At 43.7% G+C, this 21,742-nt stretch carries 18 protein-coding genes and 2 tRNA genes; 9 read left to right on the forward strand and 11 right to left on the reverse strand.

Going from position 1 to position 21,742, the window contains the following annotated elements; translation table 11 throughout:
* The first annotated feature begins 422 nt into the window (after positions 1-422).
* From AK824_RS12490 to AK824_RS12505, 4 genes are all read left to right on the forward strand, one after another.
* Complete coding sequence (locus AK824_RS12490; RefSeq protein ID WP_057762027.1) at positions 423-1,922, forward strand: SulP family inorganic anion transporter; 1,500 nt, start codon at positions 423-425, stop codon at positions 1,920-1,922.
* Between the two features lie 174 nt (positions 1,923-2,096).
* The gene (locus AK824_RS12495; RefSeq protein ID WP_057762029.1) at positions 2,097-2,951 is read left to right on the forward strand and encodes a universal stress protein; all 855 of its coding nucleotides are present in this window, start codon (positions 2,097-2,099) and stop codon (positions 2,949-2,951) included.
* Positions 2,952-3,430: 479 nt separating this feature from the next.
* A complete protein-coding gene (locus tag AK824_RS12500; RefSeq protein WP_010197981.1) occupies positions 3,431-3,769 on the forward strand; it encodes a P-II family nitrogen regulator in 339 nt (112 codons plus the stop codon).
* A 107-nt stretch (positions 3,770-3,876) separates the two neighbouring features.
* A complete protein-coding gene (locus AK824_RS12505) occupies positions 3,877-5,139 on the forward strand; it encodes an ammonium transporter (protein ID WP_057762031.1) in 1,263 nt (420 codons plus the stop codon).
* Between the two features lie 194 nt (positions 5,140-5,333).
* Here the strand turns inward: AK824_RS12505 and AK824_RS12510 are convergent, their stop codons facing one another.
* The 3 genes from AK824_RS12510 to AK824_RS12520 form a co-directional block, all read right to left on the reverse strand.
* A complete protein-coding gene (locus AK824_RS12510) occupies positions 5,334-5,717 on the reverse strand; it encodes a DUF2147 domain-containing protein (protein ID WP_057762037.1) in 384 nt (127 codons plus the stop codon).
* A gap of 261 nt (positions 5,718-5,978) precedes the next feature.
* Complete coding sequence (locus AK824_RS12515; protein WP_057762038.1) at positions 5,979-6,242, reverse strand: hypothetical protein; 264 nt, start codon at positions 6,240-6,242, stop codon at positions 5,979-5,981.
* Between the two features lie 71 nt (positions 6,243-6,313).
* Complete coding sequence (locus tag AK824_RS12520) at positions 6,314-7,159, reverse strand: DNA/RNA non-specific endonuclease (protein WP_227511170.1); 846 nt, start codon at positions 7,157-7,159, stop codon at positions 6,314-6,316.
* Positions 7,160-7,336: 177 nt separating this feature from the next.
* Between AK824_RS12520 and AK824_RS12525 the strand changes: the two genes are divergently transcribed.
* Positions 7,337-7,427: transfer RNA gene (locus AK824_RS12525), tRNA-Ser, on the forward strand.
* 493 nt (positions 7,428-7,920) lie between these two features.
* Positions 7,921-8,640 carry a hypothetical protein gene (locus AK824_RS12530; protein ID WP_057762040.1) on the forward strand — a complete coding sequence of 240 codons (720 nt, stop codon included), beginning with the start codon at positions 7,921-7,923 and terminating at the stop codon, positions 8,638-8,640.
* Between the two features lie 95 nt (positions 8,641-8,735).
* Here the strand turns inward: AK824_RS12530 and AK824_RS12535 are convergent, their stop codons facing one another.
* The 8 genes from AK824_RS12535 to rsmH all read right to left on the reverse strand — a co-directional run bounded on the left by AK824_RS12535 (position 8,736) and on the right by rsmH (position 19,033).
* On the reverse strand, positions 8,736-9,050 hold the full coding sequence (locus AK824_RS12535; protein ID WP_156410716.1) for a hypothetical protein: 315 nt from the start codon (positions 9,048-9,050) through the stop codon (positions 8,736-8,738).
* A gap of 425 nt (positions 9,051-9,475) precedes the next feature.
* Positions 9,476-10,423 (reverse strand): putative RNA methyltransferase, encoded by a 948-nt coding sequence (locus tag AK824_RS12540; protein WP_057762044.1) that lies wholly within the window; start codon positions 10,421-10,423, stop codon positions 9,476-9,478.
* A 139-nt stretch (positions 10,424-10,562) separates the two neighbouring features.
* A complete protein-coding gene (mraY, locus tag AK824_RS12545; RefSeq protein ID WP_057762045.1) occupies positions 10,563-11,681 on the reverse strand; it encodes a phospho-N-acetylmuramoyl-pentapeptide-transferase in 1,119 nt (372 codons plus the stop codon).
* 3 nt (positions 11,682-11,684) lie between these two features.
* Positions 11,685-13,133 (reverse strand): UDP-N-acetylmuramoyl-tripeptide--D-alanyl-D-alanine ligase, encoded by a 1,449-nt coding sequence (locus AK824_RS12550; protein ID WP_057762047.1) that lies wholly within the window; start codon positions 13,131-13,133, stop codon positions 11,685-11,687.
* Positions 13,134-13,215: 82 nt separating this feature from the next.
* On the reverse strand, positions 13,216-14,931 hold the full coding sequence (locus AK824_RS12555; RefSeq protein WP_057762049.1) for a UDP-N-acetylmuramoyl-L-alanyl-D-glutamate--2,6-diaminopimelate ligase: 1,716 nt from the start codon (positions 14,929-14,931) through the stop codon (positions 13,216-13,218).
* Between the two features lie 66 nt (positions 14,932-14,997).
* Positions 14,998-17,088 carry a peptidoglycan D,D-transpeptidase FtsI family protein gene (locus tag AK824_RS12560; RefSeq protein ID WP_057762051.1) on the reverse strand — a complete coding sequence of 697 codons (2,091 nt, stop codon included), beginning with the start codon at positions 17,086-17,088 and terminating at the stop codon, positions 14,998-15,000.
* Positions 17,085-17,567, reverse strand: a complete 483-nt coding sequence (locus tag AK824_RS12565) for a cell division protein FtsL (RefSeq protein WP_057762053.1) — start codon at positions 17,565-17,567, stop codon at positions 17,085-17,087. Before AK824_RS12565 ends, AK824_RS12560 begins: the two co-directional genes overlap by 4 nt.
* A 431-nt stretch (positions 17,568-17,998) precedes the next feature.
* Complete coding sequence (gene rsmH, locus AK824_RS12570) at positions 17,999-19,033, reverse strand: 16S rRNA (cytosine(1402)-N(4))-methyltransferase RsmH (protein WP_413772224.1); 1,035 nt, start codon at positions 19,031-19,033, stop codon at positions 17,999-18,001.
* 364 nt (positions 19,034-19,397) lie between these two features.
* On the opposite strand from rsmH, the gene gltX reads away from it, so the two are divergent.
* The 3 genes from gltX to AK824_RS12585 all read left to right on the forward strand — a co-directional run bounded on the left by gltX (position 19,398) and on the right by AK824_RS12585 (position 21,630).
* A complete protein-coding gene (gltX, locus tag AK824_RS12575) occupies positions 19,398-20,924 on the forward strand; it encodes a glutamate--tRNA ligase (RefSeq protein WP_082624657.1) in 1,527 nt (508 codons plus the stop codon).
* 142 nt (positions 20,925-21,066) lie between these two features.
* Positions 21,067-21,432: a hypothetical protein gene (locus tag AK824_RS12580; RefSeq protein WP_057762057.1), complete on the forward strand. Its 366-nt coding sequence runs from the start codon at positions 21,067-21,069 to the stop codon at positions 21,430-21,432.
* Between the two features lie 122 nt (positions 21,433-21,554).
* Positions 21,555-21,630, forward strand: a tRNA-Ala gene (locus AK824_RS12585).
* Positions 21,631-21,742: the final 112 nt, after the last annotated feature.

Consider the following 21,742-nt stretch of genomic DNA (forward strand, 5'->3'; position numbering starts at 1 on the left):
CGATTCTCGTTATGATAAGGGTGTATCAAACAATTTTGATAATTTGACGAGTGATATATCACCTTCTACTACAGCAAGTGATTGCTGACTCTATATATTATTGTAGGTACATCTATCTAGTTGCCTATTTTAAGCAATCTTTTAAAAAATATTTTTAGGTAATTTACTGCCCTTATCATCGTATTGATTATTGATGAGCGTATTTTTGATACCAAAAAAATCAGTAGATACTTTGGTTATTAGTTAGATACCTCAGTTATTAGTTAGATATCTTGGTTATTAGTTTCTCACAATCCAACACAGCAACATGACCTAGTGCATGTTGAAGTAAAAGAAAAATGAATAGCTATTATTAGCGACGCGATCATTTTATAAATGAGTAATGATTACTTTTTTTGCCTCTAACCCTATGTAGTTTACTTATGACATCTTTTATTGATAACTTGCGTGACGAGTGGTTTTCCAATGTTCGCGGTGACGTTTTATCGGGTTTGGTTGTAGCCCTAGCCCTTATTCCAGAAGCCATTGCCTTTTCTATTATCGCTGGTGTTGATCCAAAGGTTGGCTTATATGCCTCATTTTGTATCGCGGTAGTGATCAGTTTTGTCGGTGGTCGTCCAGGTATGATTTCGGCGGCGACTGGCGCGATGGCACTGGTCATGGTCGATTTGGTTGCTGACCACGGTCTGCAATATTTGCTTGCTGCAACTTTGCTTTGCGGTGCCATTCAGGTCGTGATGGGCATTCTAAAGCTTGGTAACCTGATGCGCTTTGTCTCCCGCTCAGTGGTTATCGGTTTCGTCAACGCCCTAGCAATATTGATTTTTGCTGCGCAATTACCAGAACTGAACCCCATGACTGAGCGTGTTGGCATGACCGTTTATATCATGACGGCAGCTGGTTTGGCGATTATTTATCTGTTTCCACTTATTCCTAAAATCGGTCGCATCGTTCCTTCGCCGCTTATTTGTATTGTAGGTTTGACCGCTGTTGCAATGTATATGAATCTCGATATTCGCAACGTTGGCAGCATGGGTGACTTGCCAGATTCATTACCAGTATTCTTGTTACCTGATATTCCGTTAAACCTAAATACCTTGCTGATTATTGCGCCATACTCTATCGCGCTTGCCATCGTTGGTCTTTTAGAGTCTATGATGACAGCAACGATCGTCGATGAATTGACCGATACACCGAGTGATAAAAACAAAGAGTGTCGTGGTCAAGGTATGGCTAATGTCGTATCAGGTTTCTTTGGCGGTATGGCAGGCTGTGCGATGATTGGCCAATCAATGATCAACGTCAAATCGGGTGGTCGTACACGTCTATCTACTTTGATGGCTGGTGTTGTTCTTCTGATCATGGTCGTGTTCTTAAGTGAATGGGTCAGTCAAATTCCAATGGCAGCCTTGGTTGCAGTGATGATTATGGTATCGATTGGCACGTTTAACTGGCAGTCTATTCGCGAGTTTAAGACGCATCCAATGTCGTTTAATATCGTAATGCTGGCGACTGTATTGACTACCGTCTTTACTCACAACTTGGCTTACGGTGTCGGCGTAGGTGTCTTACTATCTGCCTTGGCATTTGCCAATAAAATTGGTCAGTTCCTAACCATCTTTAGTGAGTATGATGATAGCAGCAACACTCGCTACTATTATGTTCAAGGGCAGGTATTCTTTGCCTCTACCACCCAGTTCCTACATAGTTTTGATACTAAAGAAGCTGTAGATAGTATTCAGATTGATGTAAGCCAAGCACATTTTTGGGATGTCAGCGCTGTTGATACCTTGGACAAGCTAGTGATGCGCTTGCAACGTGAAGGCATTGATGTCAAAGTGGTAGGACTCAACAATGCGAGTCGAACACTGATTGATCGCTTCTCTGTTCATGACCGCCGAGACATTGGCTTGTTAGACTAAGCGAAATTGCTAAGCGAATCTACACGGTTGCCATGTGGCTATATTATTAGTCCATGGCTGATGTATCGGATATTAATAGACAGTTATATTGGTAAAAGGGTTGGATGTATTTTGCATACGCCAACCATAAACTGAGATAGCAGATTTTTATTATTAAAATGATGTGGTCGTTTTATGAGTAATTTAAAACCAGATAGTGTGATTGCTTGCTTGGACTGTCCTGATCATGTTCAAGCAGTACTAGAGGCCAGTATGTGGGCTTCTATTCGCCTGCGCGCGCCTGTTGGCTTATTGCACTCGATGCCAAGCTTGCAGCAAAAAGCCGCTATTAATTACTCTGGTTGCCTCAATATTGATGACGAAAATGCTTTGCTCGAACAATTCACATCCAAAGAACATTTGAGCAACTGTGAGCTAAAAGCACAGGGCCGATTGCTATTATCTCAAGCAACCTCGTATTGTGAACAGCAACGCCATAAGCTAAAGACATATACACTGCATCGTCATGAGAACCTCAATCAGAGCATTGATTACGTCGATGACAAAGCACAAATGATCGTTATAGGTCATCATGTCACCTGCAAATCAACGCTGAGCCAACTCATTCGAGTTAGCCACTGCCCCATTTTGGTGACACATGCACCATTTTTGCCCCCTACTACTGCTTTATTTGCGTTTGATAACAGTCCAACGTGCCATAAACTACTAAATTGGCTGTGTAAAACGCCACTGGTGCGTGCACTAACGGTTCATATTGTGATGGTTGGCAAGGAAACTTCTGATAACTGTGATGCGTTGCGTGAAGCCTATGCCAAGCTCAAACAGGCGGGTATCAAATCCAAAAAGACATTGCTTGACTGCCGTGATGTCGCGGCAGCTTTGAACTACTATCAAAACCAACATGATATCGGTTTACTTATGACTGGGGCTTTTGGCCAATCTCGTCTCCGCGAATTACTACAAGGTAGCGATACAAAAAAGCTATTGGTCAGCACAAAAACCCCTTATCTACTATTTCCTAAAGCATAACGACGTATATATAAACACGCCCAAACCCTTTATCTACCTAAGCGCGGGAGTCTGACTACTATGTTAGGCTCTGCCGCTTATCTCTATTTTCTCTCTACCTTTCCGCCATTCATCTTTGATACGCTTGCATGAAACGGCCAAGCTAACAACCAAACTCAAGTTAGCAAATCGTCACATGAAATAAAGGGATAGCCTCCCCAAGCACTCAAAAAGTTGGTTATAATAAAGTTTTCGTTAACCAAACGCTAAAGATTGATTCACCTTTATTATGCTTGTAGCGATGGCTCTAATCGTTGCATCGTAGCCCATATTCTATGTTACTACTGTCGTTACTTTTTAATGAACAATACCAATTCTACCTCCCCCCTTGAGTAGGTTGGCACGGTTCTTGAATAACTTACAGTAAGCAAGGCAGAGATATGATGATGCACCATAGTACTTCTATCAATCTGCGGCATCACACAAATAAGGAATTTTTTATGAAGCTAATCACTGCGATCTTAAAACCGTTTAAGCTCGACGACGTGCGTGAAGCGCTTTCCGACATCGGTGTTAAAGGTGTCACTGTCACTGAAGTCAAAGGTTTCGGTCGTCAAAAAGGTCATACAGAGCTCTATCGCGGCGCAGAATACGTGGTGGACTTTTTACCTAAAGTAAAAGTCGAAGTCGCTGTGATCGACGAGATGGTTGAGCCTGCTATCGAGGCAATCACTCGTATCGCTAGCACTGGTAAGATTGGTGATGGCAAGATTTTCGTCACTGCACTTGAGCAAGTTATCCGCATCCGTACGGGTGAAACAGGACCTGACGCTATCTAAATTTGAAGACCTACCTACGGGCATAAACTTATAGGTACAGACTCTTACAGCATTTTTATCTATCGGTAATGCCGATATCTATATTATAAATTCAAGGGGGAATTTAAATGGAAAGTCAAATCTTTGAGCTCCAATATGCGCTCGATACGTTTTACTTTTTGATATGTGGTGCGTTGGTCATGTGGATGGCAGCAGGCTTTACTATGTTAGAGGCCGGACTGGTCCGATCAAAAAATACAGTCGAAATCTTAACCAAAAACGTCGCACTATTTGCAACGGCTAGTATCATGTATATGGTATGCGGCTATGCGATTATGTATGGTGGCGATCTATTCTTAAGCGGAATTGCAGGCGGTGATACGTTAGTAGAAGACGCTCTAGCAGCCTCTGCTGAAAATGGCTTCGGTGGCGACTCTGTCTACTCTGCCGCATCAGACTTTTTCTTCCAAGTGGTCTTTGTAGCAACCTGTATGTCAATCGTATCAGGTGCCGTTGCTGAGCGCATGAAACTGTGGTCATTCTTATTATTTGCTGTGGTCATGACTGGTGTTATCTACCCACTAGAAGGTAGCTGGACATGGGGCGGCAACGATGTCTTTGGCCTATTCAACCTAGGCGACATGGGCTTCTCTGACTTTGCAGGCTCTGGCATTGTACATATGGCAGGTGCAGCAGCAGCTCTAGCAGGTGTATTGCTCTTAGGCTCACGTAAAGGTAAATATGGCCCTAACGGCGAGATACGCGCTATTCCTGGTGCTAACCTACCGTTGGCAGCACTCGGTACACTAATCTTGTGGATGGGTTGGTTCGGTTTCAACGGTGGTTCAGTGCTTAAATTAGGCGACATCGCTAGTGCTAATGCTGTTGCAATGGTATTTTTGAACACTAATGCTGCTGCTGCTGGTGGTGCTGTCGGTGCCTTAATCTTAGCCCGCATCATCTTTGGTAAAGCGGATCTAACCATGCTCCTAAACGGTGCACTAGCAGGTCTAGTTGCCATTACTGCTGAGCCTTCAACCCCTTCTGCATTACAAGCTACTATCTTTGGTGTTATCGCCGGTATCATTGTAGTGTTATCAATCTTAGCCTTGGACAAAATCAAGATTGATGATCCAGTTGGCGCAATCTCAGTTCATGGTGTGGTCGGTCTATTTGGTCTGCTAATTGTACCTATTACTAACCCAGCATCTACCTTTATCGGTCAGATTGTGGGTGCTGCAACCATCTTTGCTTGGGTATTCATTGCCAGCCTAGTGGTTTGGTCTATCATCAAGCTAGTTATCGGTCTACGTATCTCTGAAGAAGACGAGTACGAAGGTGCTGATATTGCAGAATGTGGTATGGAAGCTTACCCAGAATTTATAAGATAAGCTCCTTTCAAGTAAGCTAAGAATTGATGTCAAATGCGCTGATACTACCTACTGTAGTATCAGCGCTTATAATTTTAGTGTTTGAAGTTCTCCCCTGTTGAAGCCATAAGCTTAAATCTAAAACGTAAAAAATCCCGCGAGACCTTTCGGTAACGCGGGATTTTTATATATTACGCTGAAACTAGTTTTTTAGTTTATTTCTTTTTCCACTCTTGGCTACGAGAGAATGGCCCGATATAGCCTTTTAGCTTTAATGTGTTGCCGCTTAAGCTTGCAGTCATACGATAGTCTTTACCTTTTGCTGGATCAGTAATCGTACCACCACTATATTTACCACCACCGTCAGCTTTTAGACCTCTAATAATGGTCGTACCAACGTGCTTTTTGCCTTTCGCAGTATTGGCAGCAATAAGAGTACCGGTCAGAACACCATTTGACTCAGTGATTTTTACCGTACCTTTTGGTTCACCATCATCATATGTCTGCCAAGTAGTGTTGGCTAATGGGTCAGCGGCGAATGCCATGCTAGCAATACCAATACCAGCAACTGCTAAAGTGGTCTTTGTAAATAATTTCATAGATTGACTCCCTTCATACAATGATTACTCGAAACGTTATGTTTCTGTTGTCCTATGCTTATCCTTTGCTAGAACCTTTCATTACGAGCTTTACGGTTTCGACCTTTTTAAATGATAGTTACCATTACAACTTATAAGCTTTTGGTCAAAGATTCGAGCGACACAAGCGATGTCTTAACTCATTATAAGCAATTTTTAGGTTTTGCCTAGTAATTTTTTTACAGTTTCTTATTTCTGTAAAAATAAAACCATATCAAAGACTTATAGGAAAGGATTGTCGATATCTTTATCTAATTGGTCATCATTTTCCTTTGACTTAGCATCATTCTTACTATATAGATTTTTATCTGCAAATGCTTGTACGATTTTCTCCGACAGCTCATGTAACTGTTGGGCTTGCTCGTATCCTAACTCGTCAAAAGTGAGATCAATATCACCATATATAATAATCTTGTCTTTTTGATTTTCAATGACAAGATCACCAATCTGCATGCTTTGATGGTCGTTGGCGAATGGCTCAATCATTTGATTATCCTTATTATCAGTAACAATTTATATTTTTCGAAATGTGGCTATTTTAGGGGCTTACTTTCAGTTTAAGCCTGAAATTGTGCAATTAACCACTCTAAAATAGCCCATACAAACAGCATCCACTCAGGCTCCTCCACTGGTGCCTCGGGGGTATCTGAGCTCTCACCCGCCTTCAATGGTAAATCAAATGCTTGAGATTTGGACTGACTATCTAGCATAGGTAATACATCGATACCAATCTCAGTGGTCAGCTCATCGATACTGATCACATCGATGCGTTCTGACTCATCATTTGGGGCGTAATACACGCCTGCTTGATTGGTTGCTGGGATATATACCGCTTTGAAGAAATGACTAGGCACAAGGACACGGTTAGCGAGCTGCTTGGTTTTTTTATCGGTAAATGCCACACCTGTGATGGTATACACCTCACCGTATTGCTGCGTTAAATACCGAGTGGCAGATTCAATATTACGCCAGATATAGCGATTGTTACGTGGTGACTGCGGAGCGATATTCGCTAAACTAAAACTATCATACTGCTGGCTGCGATTGGCCATATTGGCATTGGGTGCCAAATGTCCTCGATCATAGCCAGAGCCTGAATAGTCAGATAATGAGGCTCGTGCTGACTTTGGTAGCTTACTTTCTTCATGAAAGCTGTCTTCACGATCGATCTGCTTAGCTTGTTGCAGACGTGTGCGATCGAGATACTCTGCTGACCAAAGCGGTGTACGTGATACCCCCGAGTACATAACCGCAAAGCCATCCATACATAGCGCTTGTGTGTCTTTTTTTAACTTGGTATTGGTAAATTCAGGATAAATACCACCATAGAAAGACTGGCTACACTGGGTCAAATCATCAGCGTGTGCTTGAGTAATACCCGTCGCGACAAGCAATACTGCCATCAGCGCACTATTCTTACATCCGTACTTAAGCCTACTAAAACTTATCATTCAACTCTCAACCATTTATACTTGCCGTTACATACTTGCTATCCTAGCAGGCGCTTGCCAATAAAGAAAGATAGCGCGCAAGTCGTGACATTCTAAATGGTATCCGCTATACTTAGGCGTTCAAAAAACGGTGAAGTGGGTGAGTGGCTGAAACCGCACGCCTGGAAAGTGTGTATACGTTCATAGCGTATCGAGGGTTCGAATCCCTCCTTCACCGCCAATCTTATTCTGCTTAAGCAAAACCTCAGTTTTTCTATCTTGTTCTACCCTTCTCTCAATATTCTTTATATTTTTTAACAGTAAGACTTTCAGTCTATACTCATCCTCTACTGCTGTCTGAAATACTTCTGTTTAGCCTTAACTTCGTGTGTTGTATGAGATCTAATAACTATATATCTAATTGAATAACACATTGATTGACCAAGCTAAAAAACTTGTATCATGGACTGAGAGTGACTCATAAAATGAGTCGATATTCTATTACGATACGTTTTATTATCAGCTTAATTTTATTCCTAGACCCTTATACGAAAATGCTTTGAGTTTTTCTGTGGCGCTTAATCTAACTTTATATCTATATTTACCATCATTGCTATACCGTACAAAAATGTAATAACAGTAGGGTCACTGATACTCGGCAGATGCCATTGTCCAAAAATTGGATTATAGTAGATATCAATAGTATTTATTTAAATAAACTAAAGGATACAACAATGAAAACACTAGGAATGTGTATCGTAGCAGGACTCGGATTGAGTGCTTGCGCTACTGGCATAGGCGGCATGGTAACAGGTAATACCAATCAAAATAATAGCTCTGATAAAGTCGTCACTCAATACCCAGTTGAGACTGCCATACTCAATATCTATACCAAACAACGTAGTGAAAAACTAGTAGCTACTGTCGGCGGACAAAGCGTAGCCGCAGATATTCAAATCACCCCTAAAGGCAGCATGCGCTTTAATAATAAAATGGTACAAGGCGCAGAAGTCAGCACAATCAACACAGTGAATCAGCAGATTACGGATCAGTCAGTCGCTATCAATTATTTTACGCTAAATCCATTGGTGTTCCATGGTTTTACGGATAGTACGGGTGAGTATTCAATCGCTAACCAAACGACGAGTATCCCTAAGATAGCTACGGTGGGCGACTCAAGTCAGCTTATCACTGAAAACGTATATGCTGACAGCAGTATGCGTCAGAAAACCGCCACCTATAAGCAGGACTGGTCGCTCACACAAGATACAAATAACACGGCGTGGCTCTGTATAGAAACCTCAGGCAATCTACTTTTGACGTCTGATACTGCAGGTACGTCGTCAGAATGCTATAAAATCAATGCTAAAGGCGATGTTTTAAGTAGTAAAGTGACACTCACTCAGCCTAATAAAAATGGCCTGTTCAAATCAATGACGTTTATCAGTCAGTAGCACTTGCTCAACTAGTAACGATCAATAGTGTCATATAAGAACAAAAAAAATAGCGCCTCATTAAGGCGCTATTTTTGGATGCTAGGATCGTGTTTTTACGAGCGACGGTCATGGTTATTTTTGTCATGATTGTTTTTGTCGTGGCTATTTTTAGCATTGCTGTTTTTAGCATGGACATTTTTGGCTGTTGCTTTGTGCTTAGTAGCCACTATTTTCGCTTTGTGATGTGACTTTGCTGCCTTAGCTTTGGCATGCTTATAGTTATTACTCGCTTTATTGCTGCTGTGTTTTTGTTGCTGTACCTGAGCTGTATGATGCTTATCAAAATTAGGCGTAGCATTGGCCTGACCGACCATCGACAAACAAGCAGTAGCGGCTAAAATCGAACTAACTAGTATCTTTTTCATCATTTTATTCCTTTGAATTCATATTTAGAGTAGTTATAAATAATTCACTTAGTTTTAAATGAACTATCGTGATAAAGCTTTACTCTATCGACAAAGAGAATAATAAATGATTCTAGTATTAAGTAGATTTATGAAACTTGAAGAAAGGTTGCGATTGTTACGAGGGCATGCGTGCTTAAAGGCATGTTAGATGTTGGCGTAATATTTGGTTAAATGACAGTGTATTTACGCTTTATCGGTAAGCATCGTAGACAGGATGTGTATAAAAACGCGAATTACTATCTACTTAATGAGGAATATGGTTACGGTTAAGCCAAATTTCCTAATATCAATATTTCTGCTATTCGAAAAACTTAACTCATTAGAAGTTGCTGGTTAATGTTTAAAACGAGCATAGCAATACTCCATACTACTATGCTCTAAATGTGCTAAACAGACGTTTTCTGCAAAATATAAACCACAAACTTGGCCTCTGTGCTAAATGCTGCTGTTTCTACGGCGGCCAGTAGTGCTTGCCTTTTTTCGCTGCGGGCACGATAAGCGTAAGGTGTCATCGTCATCAAATCAGCCAAATCCTCTGCGGATAACGTCAGCTCTGTACTGACACGGCAGGTCTCAACCAACGTAAAATATGGTACCAATTCTTGCAAAAATTTATCAGAATCGTGCTCACGTACATCATCAAATAACGCATCACGCATCGTTGCCAAATGCCCGATATCAGGTTTGGCAATAATCAGATAGCCACCATTCATCAATACATTATCAAACGCCTCGGGCAAAATAGGGCTAAAAATACTACTAATACCCGTCATACTGTGCGGGCGTAACGGTAGATGTGCAGCACTGGTCACTAATGGATAGACCGCAGTCGTCTTGGCAGTATCTTCTTTACGCGGCTGATACCATAGACGACCTGCTAGTTTACTGACTTTGGCCAGCTCAACCACTGCAGGCTTACTGATGTCAGCGGCTATAAGCGTATCTATAACATTCAAGCTCATTTGTGCCATTGCCTGCGTGTAGTAACCTTCACCGCAGCCAATATCAAGCCAATTGACTGGCTTGATATCTTGCTCGTTTATGAACTCATCGTTAGACAGCAACTCTGTCATTTTTTGACTAATTAGTTTTTGGAGCAAGGCATAGTGCCCATGATTCAAGAACCGTTTACGCGCATCGATAGATTCTTGGCTGTCCCCAGGTGCTTTGGACTTTTTTTGTTGTACTGGCAGCAGGTTGACATAGCCTTGACGCGCTACATCAAAGGGATGTGAAGTCTGCTTAGGGTGCAAACTACCATCACAGCGCCAAGTATCTGCAGCGGGCTGTAGCGGTGACTGACAAAGTGGACAAATAAATAACGACACGGGCATCTCAAAGTGATAGCAGTATGCTTGGCATTTTAACAAAATTCATGGGTCTTGAGCGACAAAAAGCCGTCTCAATCATGATTGAAACGGCTTTTTGGAGTTTTGCAAATTGATATCTATATAGATATTCGACGGTTATAGCTTAACGTAGCTTTAGCGTCATTAGCCCAAGGATGACAAGGATAATGGCAATAATCCAAAATCTCGCCACCACTTGTGTTTCTTTCCAACCAATTTCTTCGAAATGATGATGCAGCGGCGCCATACGGAAGACGCGTTTTTTGCGCAGTTTATACGAGCCAACCTGTAACATAACTGATAGCGCTTCTGCGACAAACAAACCACCCATAATCGCAAAGGCGATCTCTTGGCGGGTCATCACGGCGATAGTACCTAGCATTGCACCCAGTGCTAGCGCGCCAACATCACCCATAAATACTTGTGCTGGATGCGCGTTGAACCATAAGAAACCAAGACCTGCTCCGACCATTGAGCCACAGACGATGATGACTTCGGAGTTATAAGGAATATAAGGTACATGCAAGTAATCAGCAAAGCGTACATCGCCTGATACATAGGCCATCGCGCCCAAACCTGCAGCGACGAGAACGACTGGCAAAATCGCCAAACCATCCAAACCGTCGGTTAGATTGACTGCGTTAGAAGCACCATTAATCACAAAATAGGTAAAGATAATAAAGCCAATACCAAATGGCACTGCTGAAAATGGAATCATCCAGTCTTTGAATACTGGCAATAGCAGATCCTGCATCTCACGCGTGGTATTGATATCGGGTTGTAGCGTGGCGATATAGTACAAAGAAACACCGACAAATAACGCACCCATAGACAGCCAAAAATACTTTTTGCGAGCGATTAAGCCTTTTGGATCTTTATACTTAATTTTTAACCAATCATCAGCCCAACCTACGGCACCAAAGATAACCATAACCACGAGCAAAATCCAAACATAAGGATTGTTTAATCGTGCCCACAGTAGCGTCGATATCCCAATCGCACTGAGGATCAATACCCCGCCCATGGTTGGTGTGCCAGTCTTGGCCAAATGCGACTGAGGCCCATCATTACGAATGGCCTGACCATATTTGAGTGATCGCAAGTGCCGAATAACACGGCCACCAAACATCATGCTAAACATAAGGGCGGTAACAACGGCAAGCAATGCTCGAAGTGTCAACGAAGAAACCGCAGAAAACGGCGTATAATACTGGCCAAGCCAGCCGAACAACCAAACTAACACCGCCTACTCCTCTACTAGCGCATGAATAAGTGTTTCCATTCCCATGGAACGAGAGCCTTTGAACAACACAGTACAAGGCTTAGCTTGTTGCGCTTGCAAATACGGCTGTAAATACTCTAATAAACTGTCTTTGTTGGCAAAGGCATGCGCACTGATATCAGACACTTCTTGCGCACCCGCAACGGTATAAGGGGCATATTCGCCAACACAAAGCAGCACGTTGATACCTGTGGTCGCGATAGTACGGCCCAAGCTCTGATGCTCACTAATAGCCGCCTCTCCTAGCTCACCGATATCGCCCAGTACCATCACTTGCGTACCTGTTTGCGCAGCCAATACTTTGGCGGCAGCACGTACTGAATGCGGGTTGGCATTATAAGTGTCATCAATGAGACGATGCATACCAAGTATCTGGCTATTTAAACGACCTTTAGCAGGACGCGCATTTTCGAGCCCAACCACAATGTCGCTTACCTCAATATTTAGCGCATGCGCACAGGCAGCAGCAGCCAAGGCATTATTGACATTGTGTTCACCTGCCAATGGCAAGTTGATAGCATGGATTTGGTTACCGATATGTAGCTTAAATTCGCTACGCTCAGGCTCTACGTCTAGATGGCTTGCGCTTACATCCGTATTACCAAAGCCAATCACATGTGAGGTATGCTTTTCAGCGATACGACGTAGCTGATTGGTAAAATCATCCTTATCAGGAACAATTGCAAACTGCGCGTCTGTCAATGTATGGTAAATCTCAGCCTTGGTTTGGCAGATGCCTTCACGGCTACCGAACTCGCCCAAATGCGCTGTACCGATGTTTAAGATACAGGCCACATCAGGCTGAACAATTTCAGTCGTATAAGCAATCTCGCCAATATGGTTTGCGCCCAACTCCAAAATAGCGTAACGATGATGATCTGATAGCTCAAGCAACATCATTGGTACACCCAAATCGTTATTGAGGTTACCACGAGTGATTAAGGTCGGTGCCAATCTACCAAAAATACTGCCAAGCATTTCTTTGCAGGTGGTCTTGCCGCTAGAACCCGTAATAGCAATCACGGTTAAATCTTTGTGCTGCTGACGACGATATGCTGCCAATTGACCTAACGCCAAACGAGTATCGCTGACCACCAATTGTGGAATAGCAGTTGGGCCGGACAACGAAGTAGGACGCGAGACGACAGCGGCAACAGCGCCTTTTGATATTGCTGTCTCGATATAATCATGTCCATCGAAATTATCGCCGCTTAATGCCAAAAATATATCGCCTGGCTTTATCGTGCGAGTATCAGTGGCTATCCGCTTACTGGCTAAAGCAGTCTGCTCTTCTGCATGGCCTCGTGGTAGTTGCCAATGCCCATCGAGCGACGTGGTCGCTGCGAGCAGATTGTCCATTTGCCAGACATAGAGCCCTTGCGTCTGGGCAGTATTATCGGTGTCGGCTGTCATAATGATTACCTTATATGATGACTACTTAATTTTTATATTTAATGATCAATTTTTACTAATGCATGCATCGAAAGCCTATCAATTACACACGTCCCGCTTGACTCAATGCCTGCTGCAAAACAACACTGTCATCGAAATCATAGCGAACGTTGTTAATCTCTTGATAGGTTTCGTGACCTTTACCTGCGATGACAACGATATCATCTACACCTGAGTGACTAACTGCATATTCAATAGCAGTTTGGCGGGCAGGCTCGATATGGGTTCGTTGATATTGCTCAGCGGCCATACCAGCCTGCATATCTTGCAAAATTACATTTGGGTCTTCGGTACGTGGATTATCCGCGGTCAAAATAACTTGATCAGCACCTGCTAGACCTGCTTGCGCCATCAATGGTCGCTTGCCTGCATCACGATCTCCACCGCAACCAAATACTGCCCATAGCTGACCTTTACAGTGGGTTTTTAAACTTGCCAGCACTTGGCTTAGCGCATCTGGAGTATGCGCATAATCCACGATAAAGCAGCCATCATTTGATGGTACGCGTTGCATACGCCCAACCGCACCTTGCAACTGTGCAACAGCAGGTGCAATACGCTCGATATTTATGGCCAAATCATCATCGAGTGCTACGACAGCTGCTATCGCTGCGAGCAAATTGGCTACATTGAAGCGACCTAATAATGGACTGATAATCTCTATGTTGTCAGCTTTGTCATCGCCAAAATCAGTACGCAGATTTATTTTGACGCCTTGCAAACTGGGCGCGATATCAGCGGCAACAAAAGTAGCCGCTTTTGATGAATCCAAACTATATGTCCATACCGTTAAACCGCTGGCGTTTGCTGTATCTAACATAACCTGAGCATGCTCATCATCGATATTAATAATAGCATGGGTCAAATCTGGGAAATGAGCTTTATCAAACAGCTTGGCTTTGGCAGCAGCATATTCTGCCATATCAGCATGATAGTCTAAATGGTCACGGCTCAAATTGGTATAAATCGCTACAGTGACTGGCATACCTTGTAGACGTTGCTGATCCAACCCATGAGAGCTGGCCTCTAATGCCAATATTTCTGCCTGCTCTGTTCCCATTTGATATAGGAACTGCTGGACAGCTAACGCATCGCCCGTGGTATGGCTGGCTTGCACTAGAGCACCAAGTCTACCATTACCTGCCGTACCCATCACCGCGCTACTCTGACCCATCAACTGGGTAAGCTGTGCTACTAATTGACTGATGGTTGTTTTACCATTTGTACCAGTCACCGCAACCACGGTCGGTAGAGTCACTGGCTGCTGATATTGCAGGCGCGCTTGAATTAAGCTACCTAAAAAATCACGAATATTAGGAACGTACAATACAGGGCATGGCAATGCTGCTAGTTGCTGAGGTGCATTAGCAATAATATCTATCTGCGGTTCACTACTGGTATTTGAGGGATTATTTGCTTCGCTAAGCAAAACGCTAGGGTCAATCTCTGAGAGAACAAATGCGGCTTGCTCAGCGGCCTGCAGTAAATAGTCGCGACTTTTTTGAGAGTTGGCTGTTTGACTTTTTAACAGAACAAATACGTCATTCGCTTCCAACTGGCGATTGTCCAAGCGAAACTGTTGAAACGGAATATGGGCAATAGATTGAGCTTGATTTAAACTCGCTTGATTGGATGTTTCCTGAATCGATGTTGCTATCATCGCTGTAAGCTGCTCAGCCAGTTTTTGCTGCTGGCTTTTATTGGCATCTATAAGCTGTTGTAAAGTCACAGTAGCGCTATCTAGCGATGATATAGTCATAGATAAATCCTAAACAGTTAAAACGTGTCAGCTCAGTAGAGCTGGACATTTAAAATAATTGAACGCTTACTGCGCTTCCGTTTTTAGTGGCTTATCCAAAGGCACATTATACAATCGCAATGCTTCTTTCATTACATTATGGAAGACAGGTGCGACCGTTAGACCAGCATAAATCTGACCGCGCGGGTCTTCGATAAGCATTACGCCTACCAGCTTTGGATTGGATGCAGGTGCCATGCCAGCAAAGACGTTACGATACTGGTCGGTATAGTAGCCACCATCTGGATTGATACGGCGTGACGTACCTGTCTTACCTGCCACGCGATACCCATCAATGGCGGCGGCTTTCGCCGTACCACCAGGCTCAGTCACGCTCTCAAGCATCTGTACGATAGACATTGCTTGCTCATGCGCCATAATACGTTTGCTTGGCTGCGACTTATCATCTTTAATTAAAGTTAATGGATGCATGACTCCACCTGCTGCTAGGGCTGAATACGCCTGTGCAACCTGTGCCAATGTCACTTGTAGACCATAACCATAACTGACCGTCGCGCGGCGCGAGGTTTCTTTCTCTTTTGGCGTAACGATTAAACCACTGCCCTCACCTGGGAACTGCAAAGGTGTTTTTGAGCCAAAGCCAAACTGTCGTTGCATATTACTAATAGCATCGGCTGGCAGTGATAGCGCAATCTTGGTAGAGGCAACGTTACTGGATTTCTGTAATAGCGTGGCCATGTTAATCATGCCCAGGTTGTTATGATCTCGAATGGTATAGCCACGTACGCGAATCGAACCAGGATTGGTATCAATTAAAGTTGTTGGCGTATATTTACCCGAGTCTAGCGCTGCCGCCACGGTAAACGGTTTCATCACCGAACCTGGCTCAAACACATCTAACAGTGCGCGGTTACGCTGATTTTCACCTGTCATCTCGTTGAGGTTGTTTGAGTTAAACGACGGCCATGTCGATAACGCCAATACTTCACCAGTTTGCACGTCAACGATCATACCTGTTGACCAGCGTGCTTTTTGTAAGCGTCCAGCTTTTTCTAACTCTTTATATAGCAAATACTGTAAGCGCGAATCAATCGTTAATGCCACATCTTTGCCGGGTACTTCTGGCTCAATCTGCTTGATTTCTTTTAGACTGTTTTGTTTGGCGTCTTTTAGAACCAGTACTTTTCCGTCATCACCTGCCAAATCTTTTTCATACTGACGCTCAATACCAGCACGGCCTTCGTAGCCGCCTTCAGGATCTTTGGCGTTTTGACCCATAAATCCTAGCAACTGTGCATTAGACTGTGGCTGTGGATAATAACGCTGAAAGAAATTCTTTTCGTAGACGCCAGGGAAGTCAAGTGAGCTGACGCTTTGGGCAATCTCAGGTGTGACCTTATTAAGCAGTGGTAAATAGTGCGAGCCTGCGCCAGATGGCAAAGCAGCTTTTACGGCTTTCTCATCGGTCACATCGATACTGTCATCAATAGCCGTGACTTTTTTCAACTCATCGACCGATATATTTGCAGCAGCGGCTAACTTTGTCAGATCCATATTATCCAGACGCTTTTGCATACGCGCCTGTAATTGTGGACTGCTAGGATTGGTAATAATAATGCGCTTTAGCTCGTAATATTCACGCGAATAATCATGCGGACTAAACGAAACCGTCGCGAGCGGTGCACTGACTGCGAGCGGTAGATTATTACGGTCGGTAATCATACCGCGATAAGATTTTTGGGTGCGCTCACTGGTAATGAGCTCATTACCTTTGTCTTGATAAAACTGTGCGTTGGCAACCTGAATATAATAGGCGCGGCTAATCAGTAGCGCTAATATGACCAGCGCTAGACCCCAGACCATACGAAAACGGTTTTTGTCTTGTTCGAAACCACCAAGAGCAGAAGCACCTGACGCTTTGCTCGAAAAAACCATTTTACTTTTGCGATTTTTTACACTGGTATAAGCGCCTTGGGTGTCACTTTTTTTGATGCGACCAAACAATTTGGCCTTACGATTGCTTGCAGCTTTATCAGGTTTGCTGCTCGTCTGACCAGATTTAGCAGCACTGGCTCGGCGTAGAGGTTTGGTTACCTTACCGCTGGCTGGTTTTTTGCTAGTGTTCTTTGCGGTGGATTTAGGCTTTTTCTCACTCATTGTCCTGCCTCCGTCGCTGGTTCTTCAGGAGAGATGTCGGTAGAGGCACGTGGCCCAATAACGTCAGACATATCTTCATCTGAGTCTTCCGTAACCACTGGCACCAATGCAGTAGCGACACCAGGCTGGATAATCAGCTTATCCTTTAATGTTGGCGAATACATACCCAATTCAGCAACCGCTCGACTGGCAATCTGCGGTGTGGCGCTAAAGGTTTGCTGCTCAATCAATAGACGCTGATGCTCTACTTGTAGCTTACGTTCTTGTTTTTTCATGTCTTGCAAGGTTTTGTAGTCCTGATGATATTGCTGAACTTCTTCGGCAGTTTTGATACCACTCCATACAATCGTGGCTGCCAATAGCAGTAGCACGACCACATAAATGCTCACCACATTAAACCGGCGCACGAACAGCTCGCCGACATCGGTATTATAAGGTGTAGCAGTGCGGCGATTCGCAGGTTTGTCAGATATTGCCATGACGATCTCAAAAAGGTGAACGTAAACGATAGAGTAGATAACGGATTGCGAAAGATGAACGTGTCATTATTCGGTCGTACCATCGATAAATATAAAACCAAAGACACTTATAAGTGTAAAAACTACACTTAAAAAACGAACGTAAAAAATATATTCAATAGCCAATTTATTTAAGAGCCACAAGTCATCACAACTCATGGCTATCAATATGTCATACCACAACCAAACATGTTGTATGGCTGTACTACATATAAATCTGTGCAACTATCATGCAGATAAAAACCAACTGCTGAGCCTAACAGACAATATTTACAGATTTTTAACAGTGGCGTAGCCATTAGGACATTTGCGCATCATTTAGACAAACATTAGCAATCTTAGACAATTCAATAATCATATTCGACTATGACTTGCGGCGTCATGATGTTCTTCTATAGCCCTGTTGTCTGCTCATAAGCTGTGTCGGTGCGAGTTGCCATACGCAGCCATGCACTACGCGCGCGCGGATTCTGACTCGTCTCAGCTTTGCTTGGGCCGACACGTTTTGGTTTGCTAAAATAGCGCGGGCGATTCGGCGGCATTGGCAGGTTTTCGTCTTCTGGATATTGCCCTTTGCTATGTCGCTGCAAGAACTGCTTGATACGGCGATCTTCTAATGAGTGAAAGCTAATGACCGCAAGCTGCCCACCTGACTTTAAGATAGGAATACTTTGCTCTAAAAAGTCGTCAACATCGCCCAGCTCATTATTAATAAAAATACGCATGGCCTGAAAGCTTTGCGTCGCTGGATGTTTGCCGCGCTGCCAGTTGGGATGCGCTACTTTGATGACTTCTGCCAATTCAAGCGTAGACTCGTAGCTCTCCATCTGTTTGATAGCGCGCGCAATACGGCGACTATGACGCTCTTCGCCAAACTCATAAAGCACATTGGCCAACGTTTCATCATCGACTGTTTCAAGCCATTCAGCAACTGACTGGCCTCGACTGGTGTCCATACGCATGTCTACTGCCCCGTCACGCATAAAGCTAAAGCCGCGACTACCATCATCAATCTGCGGTGATGAAATGCCCAAATCTGCCATCAATCCATCAACTTCAGTGATGCCCTTAGCAGCCAGACTGTCGGTCAACGTCGCAAAACTATCGTGAACCACACGCACACGGCTGTCTTTGCTTGCCAGCTCTTGCGCCACGCTAATGGCTGTCAGATCTTTGTCAAAGACAATCAGTATTGCGTCATCAGCAAGTTGGCTTAATAGTAGCCTGCTATGGCCGCCACGACCAAAGGTTGCATCAACGTAGATACCACTTATATTTAAGCTATTTTGGTCGCCTTCTGTTTGCTTGGGCAAGGATTTTACACCCAGTACTGCTGCGACAGTCTCTTGCAGCAGCACCGCATCATGGACAAAACTCAATTCATCAGACGTGATATCGCCCTCATGACGGGCGTGAGTAACATCCAGATCGACATCTTGCGTAGACGCATCCTTTACAGCAGAAGGATTAGACGCTGACTCAGAGAGATCAGCGGCGGCAGAAGGACTGGCTTTCGATTTTGGCTTAGACTTTGATAGGGACACAAACAACTCAATAGATGACGACCATACTGGCCAGTAATTAGATGAAAATAAACAAGTTATGACTTGCTTAGCATTATTATCGCAAGGATACACCTGTAGTCAAGCACTAGAAGGGCTTTTCATTAAAAATATCACATGTCTCTGTTATACTAGCGCTATATTTTACGCTATTTCTTAACATCGACTTCATATCTTTCATCGCTATTTATACTAATAGCTTATATCGATAGCAAACTTTGAGACTTTTATCATGCAAACCTCTACTGACAGCACGCGCCCTGTGCGCACGCGTATCGCTCCATCACCAACTGGCTTCCCACACGTAGGTACTGCCTATATTGCCCTATTTAACTTAGCCTTTGCCAAAGCGCATGGCGGCGAATTCATCTTACGTATCGAAGACACTGATCAGACTCGCTCAACTGAGCAATCAGAGCAAATGATTTTGGACGCCCTACGTTGGGTTGGTCTGGATTGGATCGAGGGTCCAGATATTGGCGGCCCACACGCCCCTTATCGTCAGAGCGAGCGTAGCGATATCTACAAAAAACACGCCGAGATACTCATAGAAAAAGACCATGCGTTCCGCTGTTTTTGTACCAGTGAAGAGTTAGACGCTATGCGTGCTGAGCAAATGGCCAATGGCGAGACTCCTCGTTATGATGGTCGCTGTGCTCATCGTGCACCAGAAAAAACCGAGCAATTGGTAAGCGAGGGCAAACCGCACGTGATTCGTATGCGTGTACCGACCGAAGGCACTTGTCAGGTACAAGACATGCTACGTGGCACCGTTGAGTTCCCTTGGACTCAAGTCGATATGCAAGTACTGCTAAAAACAGACGGCATGCCAACGTATCATCTCGCCAACGTCGTCGATGACCATTTGATGGAAATCACTCATGTGATGCGCGGTGAAGAGTGGTTGAACTCTGCGCCTAAGCATCAACTGCTATATGATTATTTTGGTTGGGAAATGCCGACACTTTGCCATATGCCACTACTGCGTAACCCTGATAAATCAAAACTGTCTAAGCGTAAAAACCCAACCTCTATCACCTACTATCGTGATGCAGGCGTGCTGCCCGAAGCATTATTAAACTATCTTGGTCGTATGGGCTACTCAATGCCCAATGATGCTGAGCAGTTTACGCTAGAAGAAATGATCGCCAGCTTTGATATTCAGCGTGTGTCGCTTGGTGGCCCTATCTTCGATATCGAAAAATTAAACTGGCTCAATGCAGAATGGCTACGTGTGCTTAGCCCTGAAGAATTAAAGAATAAAATCCTTGAGTGGGCCAGCAACAGTGACAAGCTCACCGCTATCGCAGCGGCGATTCAGCCACGTATTGAGCTATTGTCTGATGCGGTTAATTGGGGTGGTTTCTACTTCCAAAACTTACCTGACATCAATGCTGAGAGCTTCACTCATAAATCGCTCACCCCTGAGCAAATTATCGAGATGCTGCAATTAGCGCTTTGGCAATTAGAAGTCTTGCCAACGTGGTCAGAAGAAAATATCTACGCCACGCTAAAAGGCCTTGCTGCTCACCTTGATATCAAGATGCGTGACTTTATGGCGCCGTTCTTTATCGCTATCGCTGGTAGCACCTCATCGACGCCAGTCATGAACTCTATGGCGATTATCGGTGCTGATATGACCTTGACTCGCTTGCGTCATGCAGTTGATGTATTAGGCGGCCTCGGTAAAAAGAAACTGAAAAAACTTGAGAAACAAGCGGCAGAATTGCCAGATTTCTTAGCTGCTACTGAATAACTTATCTACTAAACAGTTAACTAGCTAAACTTGTCGAATGTAAAAGGGTCAGTCCATCTCTGACCCTTTTTTCGTTGTTATTAGCCACTACACCCTCAGATTGTTAGATGTCTTTTATTAAACCTTTTAATTGGAAACAAACATGGCCGCCAAAACCGTCACGATAGAAAGTAAAGATTATGTATTTGACACCCTAAAAGAAGCACAGAAATATTATGATGCCATCGTAAAAGAGCTGTTTGATGCAACGTTGACTCTGACCAAGGGCCAAGACTACGAAGATTTAAAATGGATATACAGCACTTACTGCGGTTACACCAAGCATAATCTAGATAAATTAGGCGAATACGACATCATTGGCGTCAAAGGTATCAGAACGATCCGAGAAAAAGGCGGTCAATATATGCCAACTGAATGCTGTGCGATTATTTTCTCTGATGGTAGCGAAGCAGAGTTTTATACCGATAAAGCCCTAAAAGAGATTGCACTGAAGCAAAATCCACGTTAATTTGGGCTTGTTAAGCTTTTAGAGTAGGCTAAATCGCTTTTTTTTGCATATTTATGCATTATTTTTAAAATAGTGGTTGACAGAGCTGCTGGTCTTGCATAAAATACGCACACTCTTAGCGAGGGGCTATAGCTCAGTTGGTAGAGCACTTGCATGGCATGCAAGGGGTCAACGGTTCGACTCCGTTTAGCTCCACCATACTTATTTATAGCAACGCTCAGTATTACTGAAACGTAATCATAAATACTCGCTAGTAGGACGATATCAGCACCTAGGCAATGCTTATTTAATAAGCTATCTGATATTGTGA

It is taken from the genome of Psychrobacter sp. P11G3 (genome assembly GCF_001435845.1).
GTDB lineage: Bacteria > Pseudomonadota > Gammaproteobacteria > Pseudomonadales > Moraxellaceae > Psychrobacter.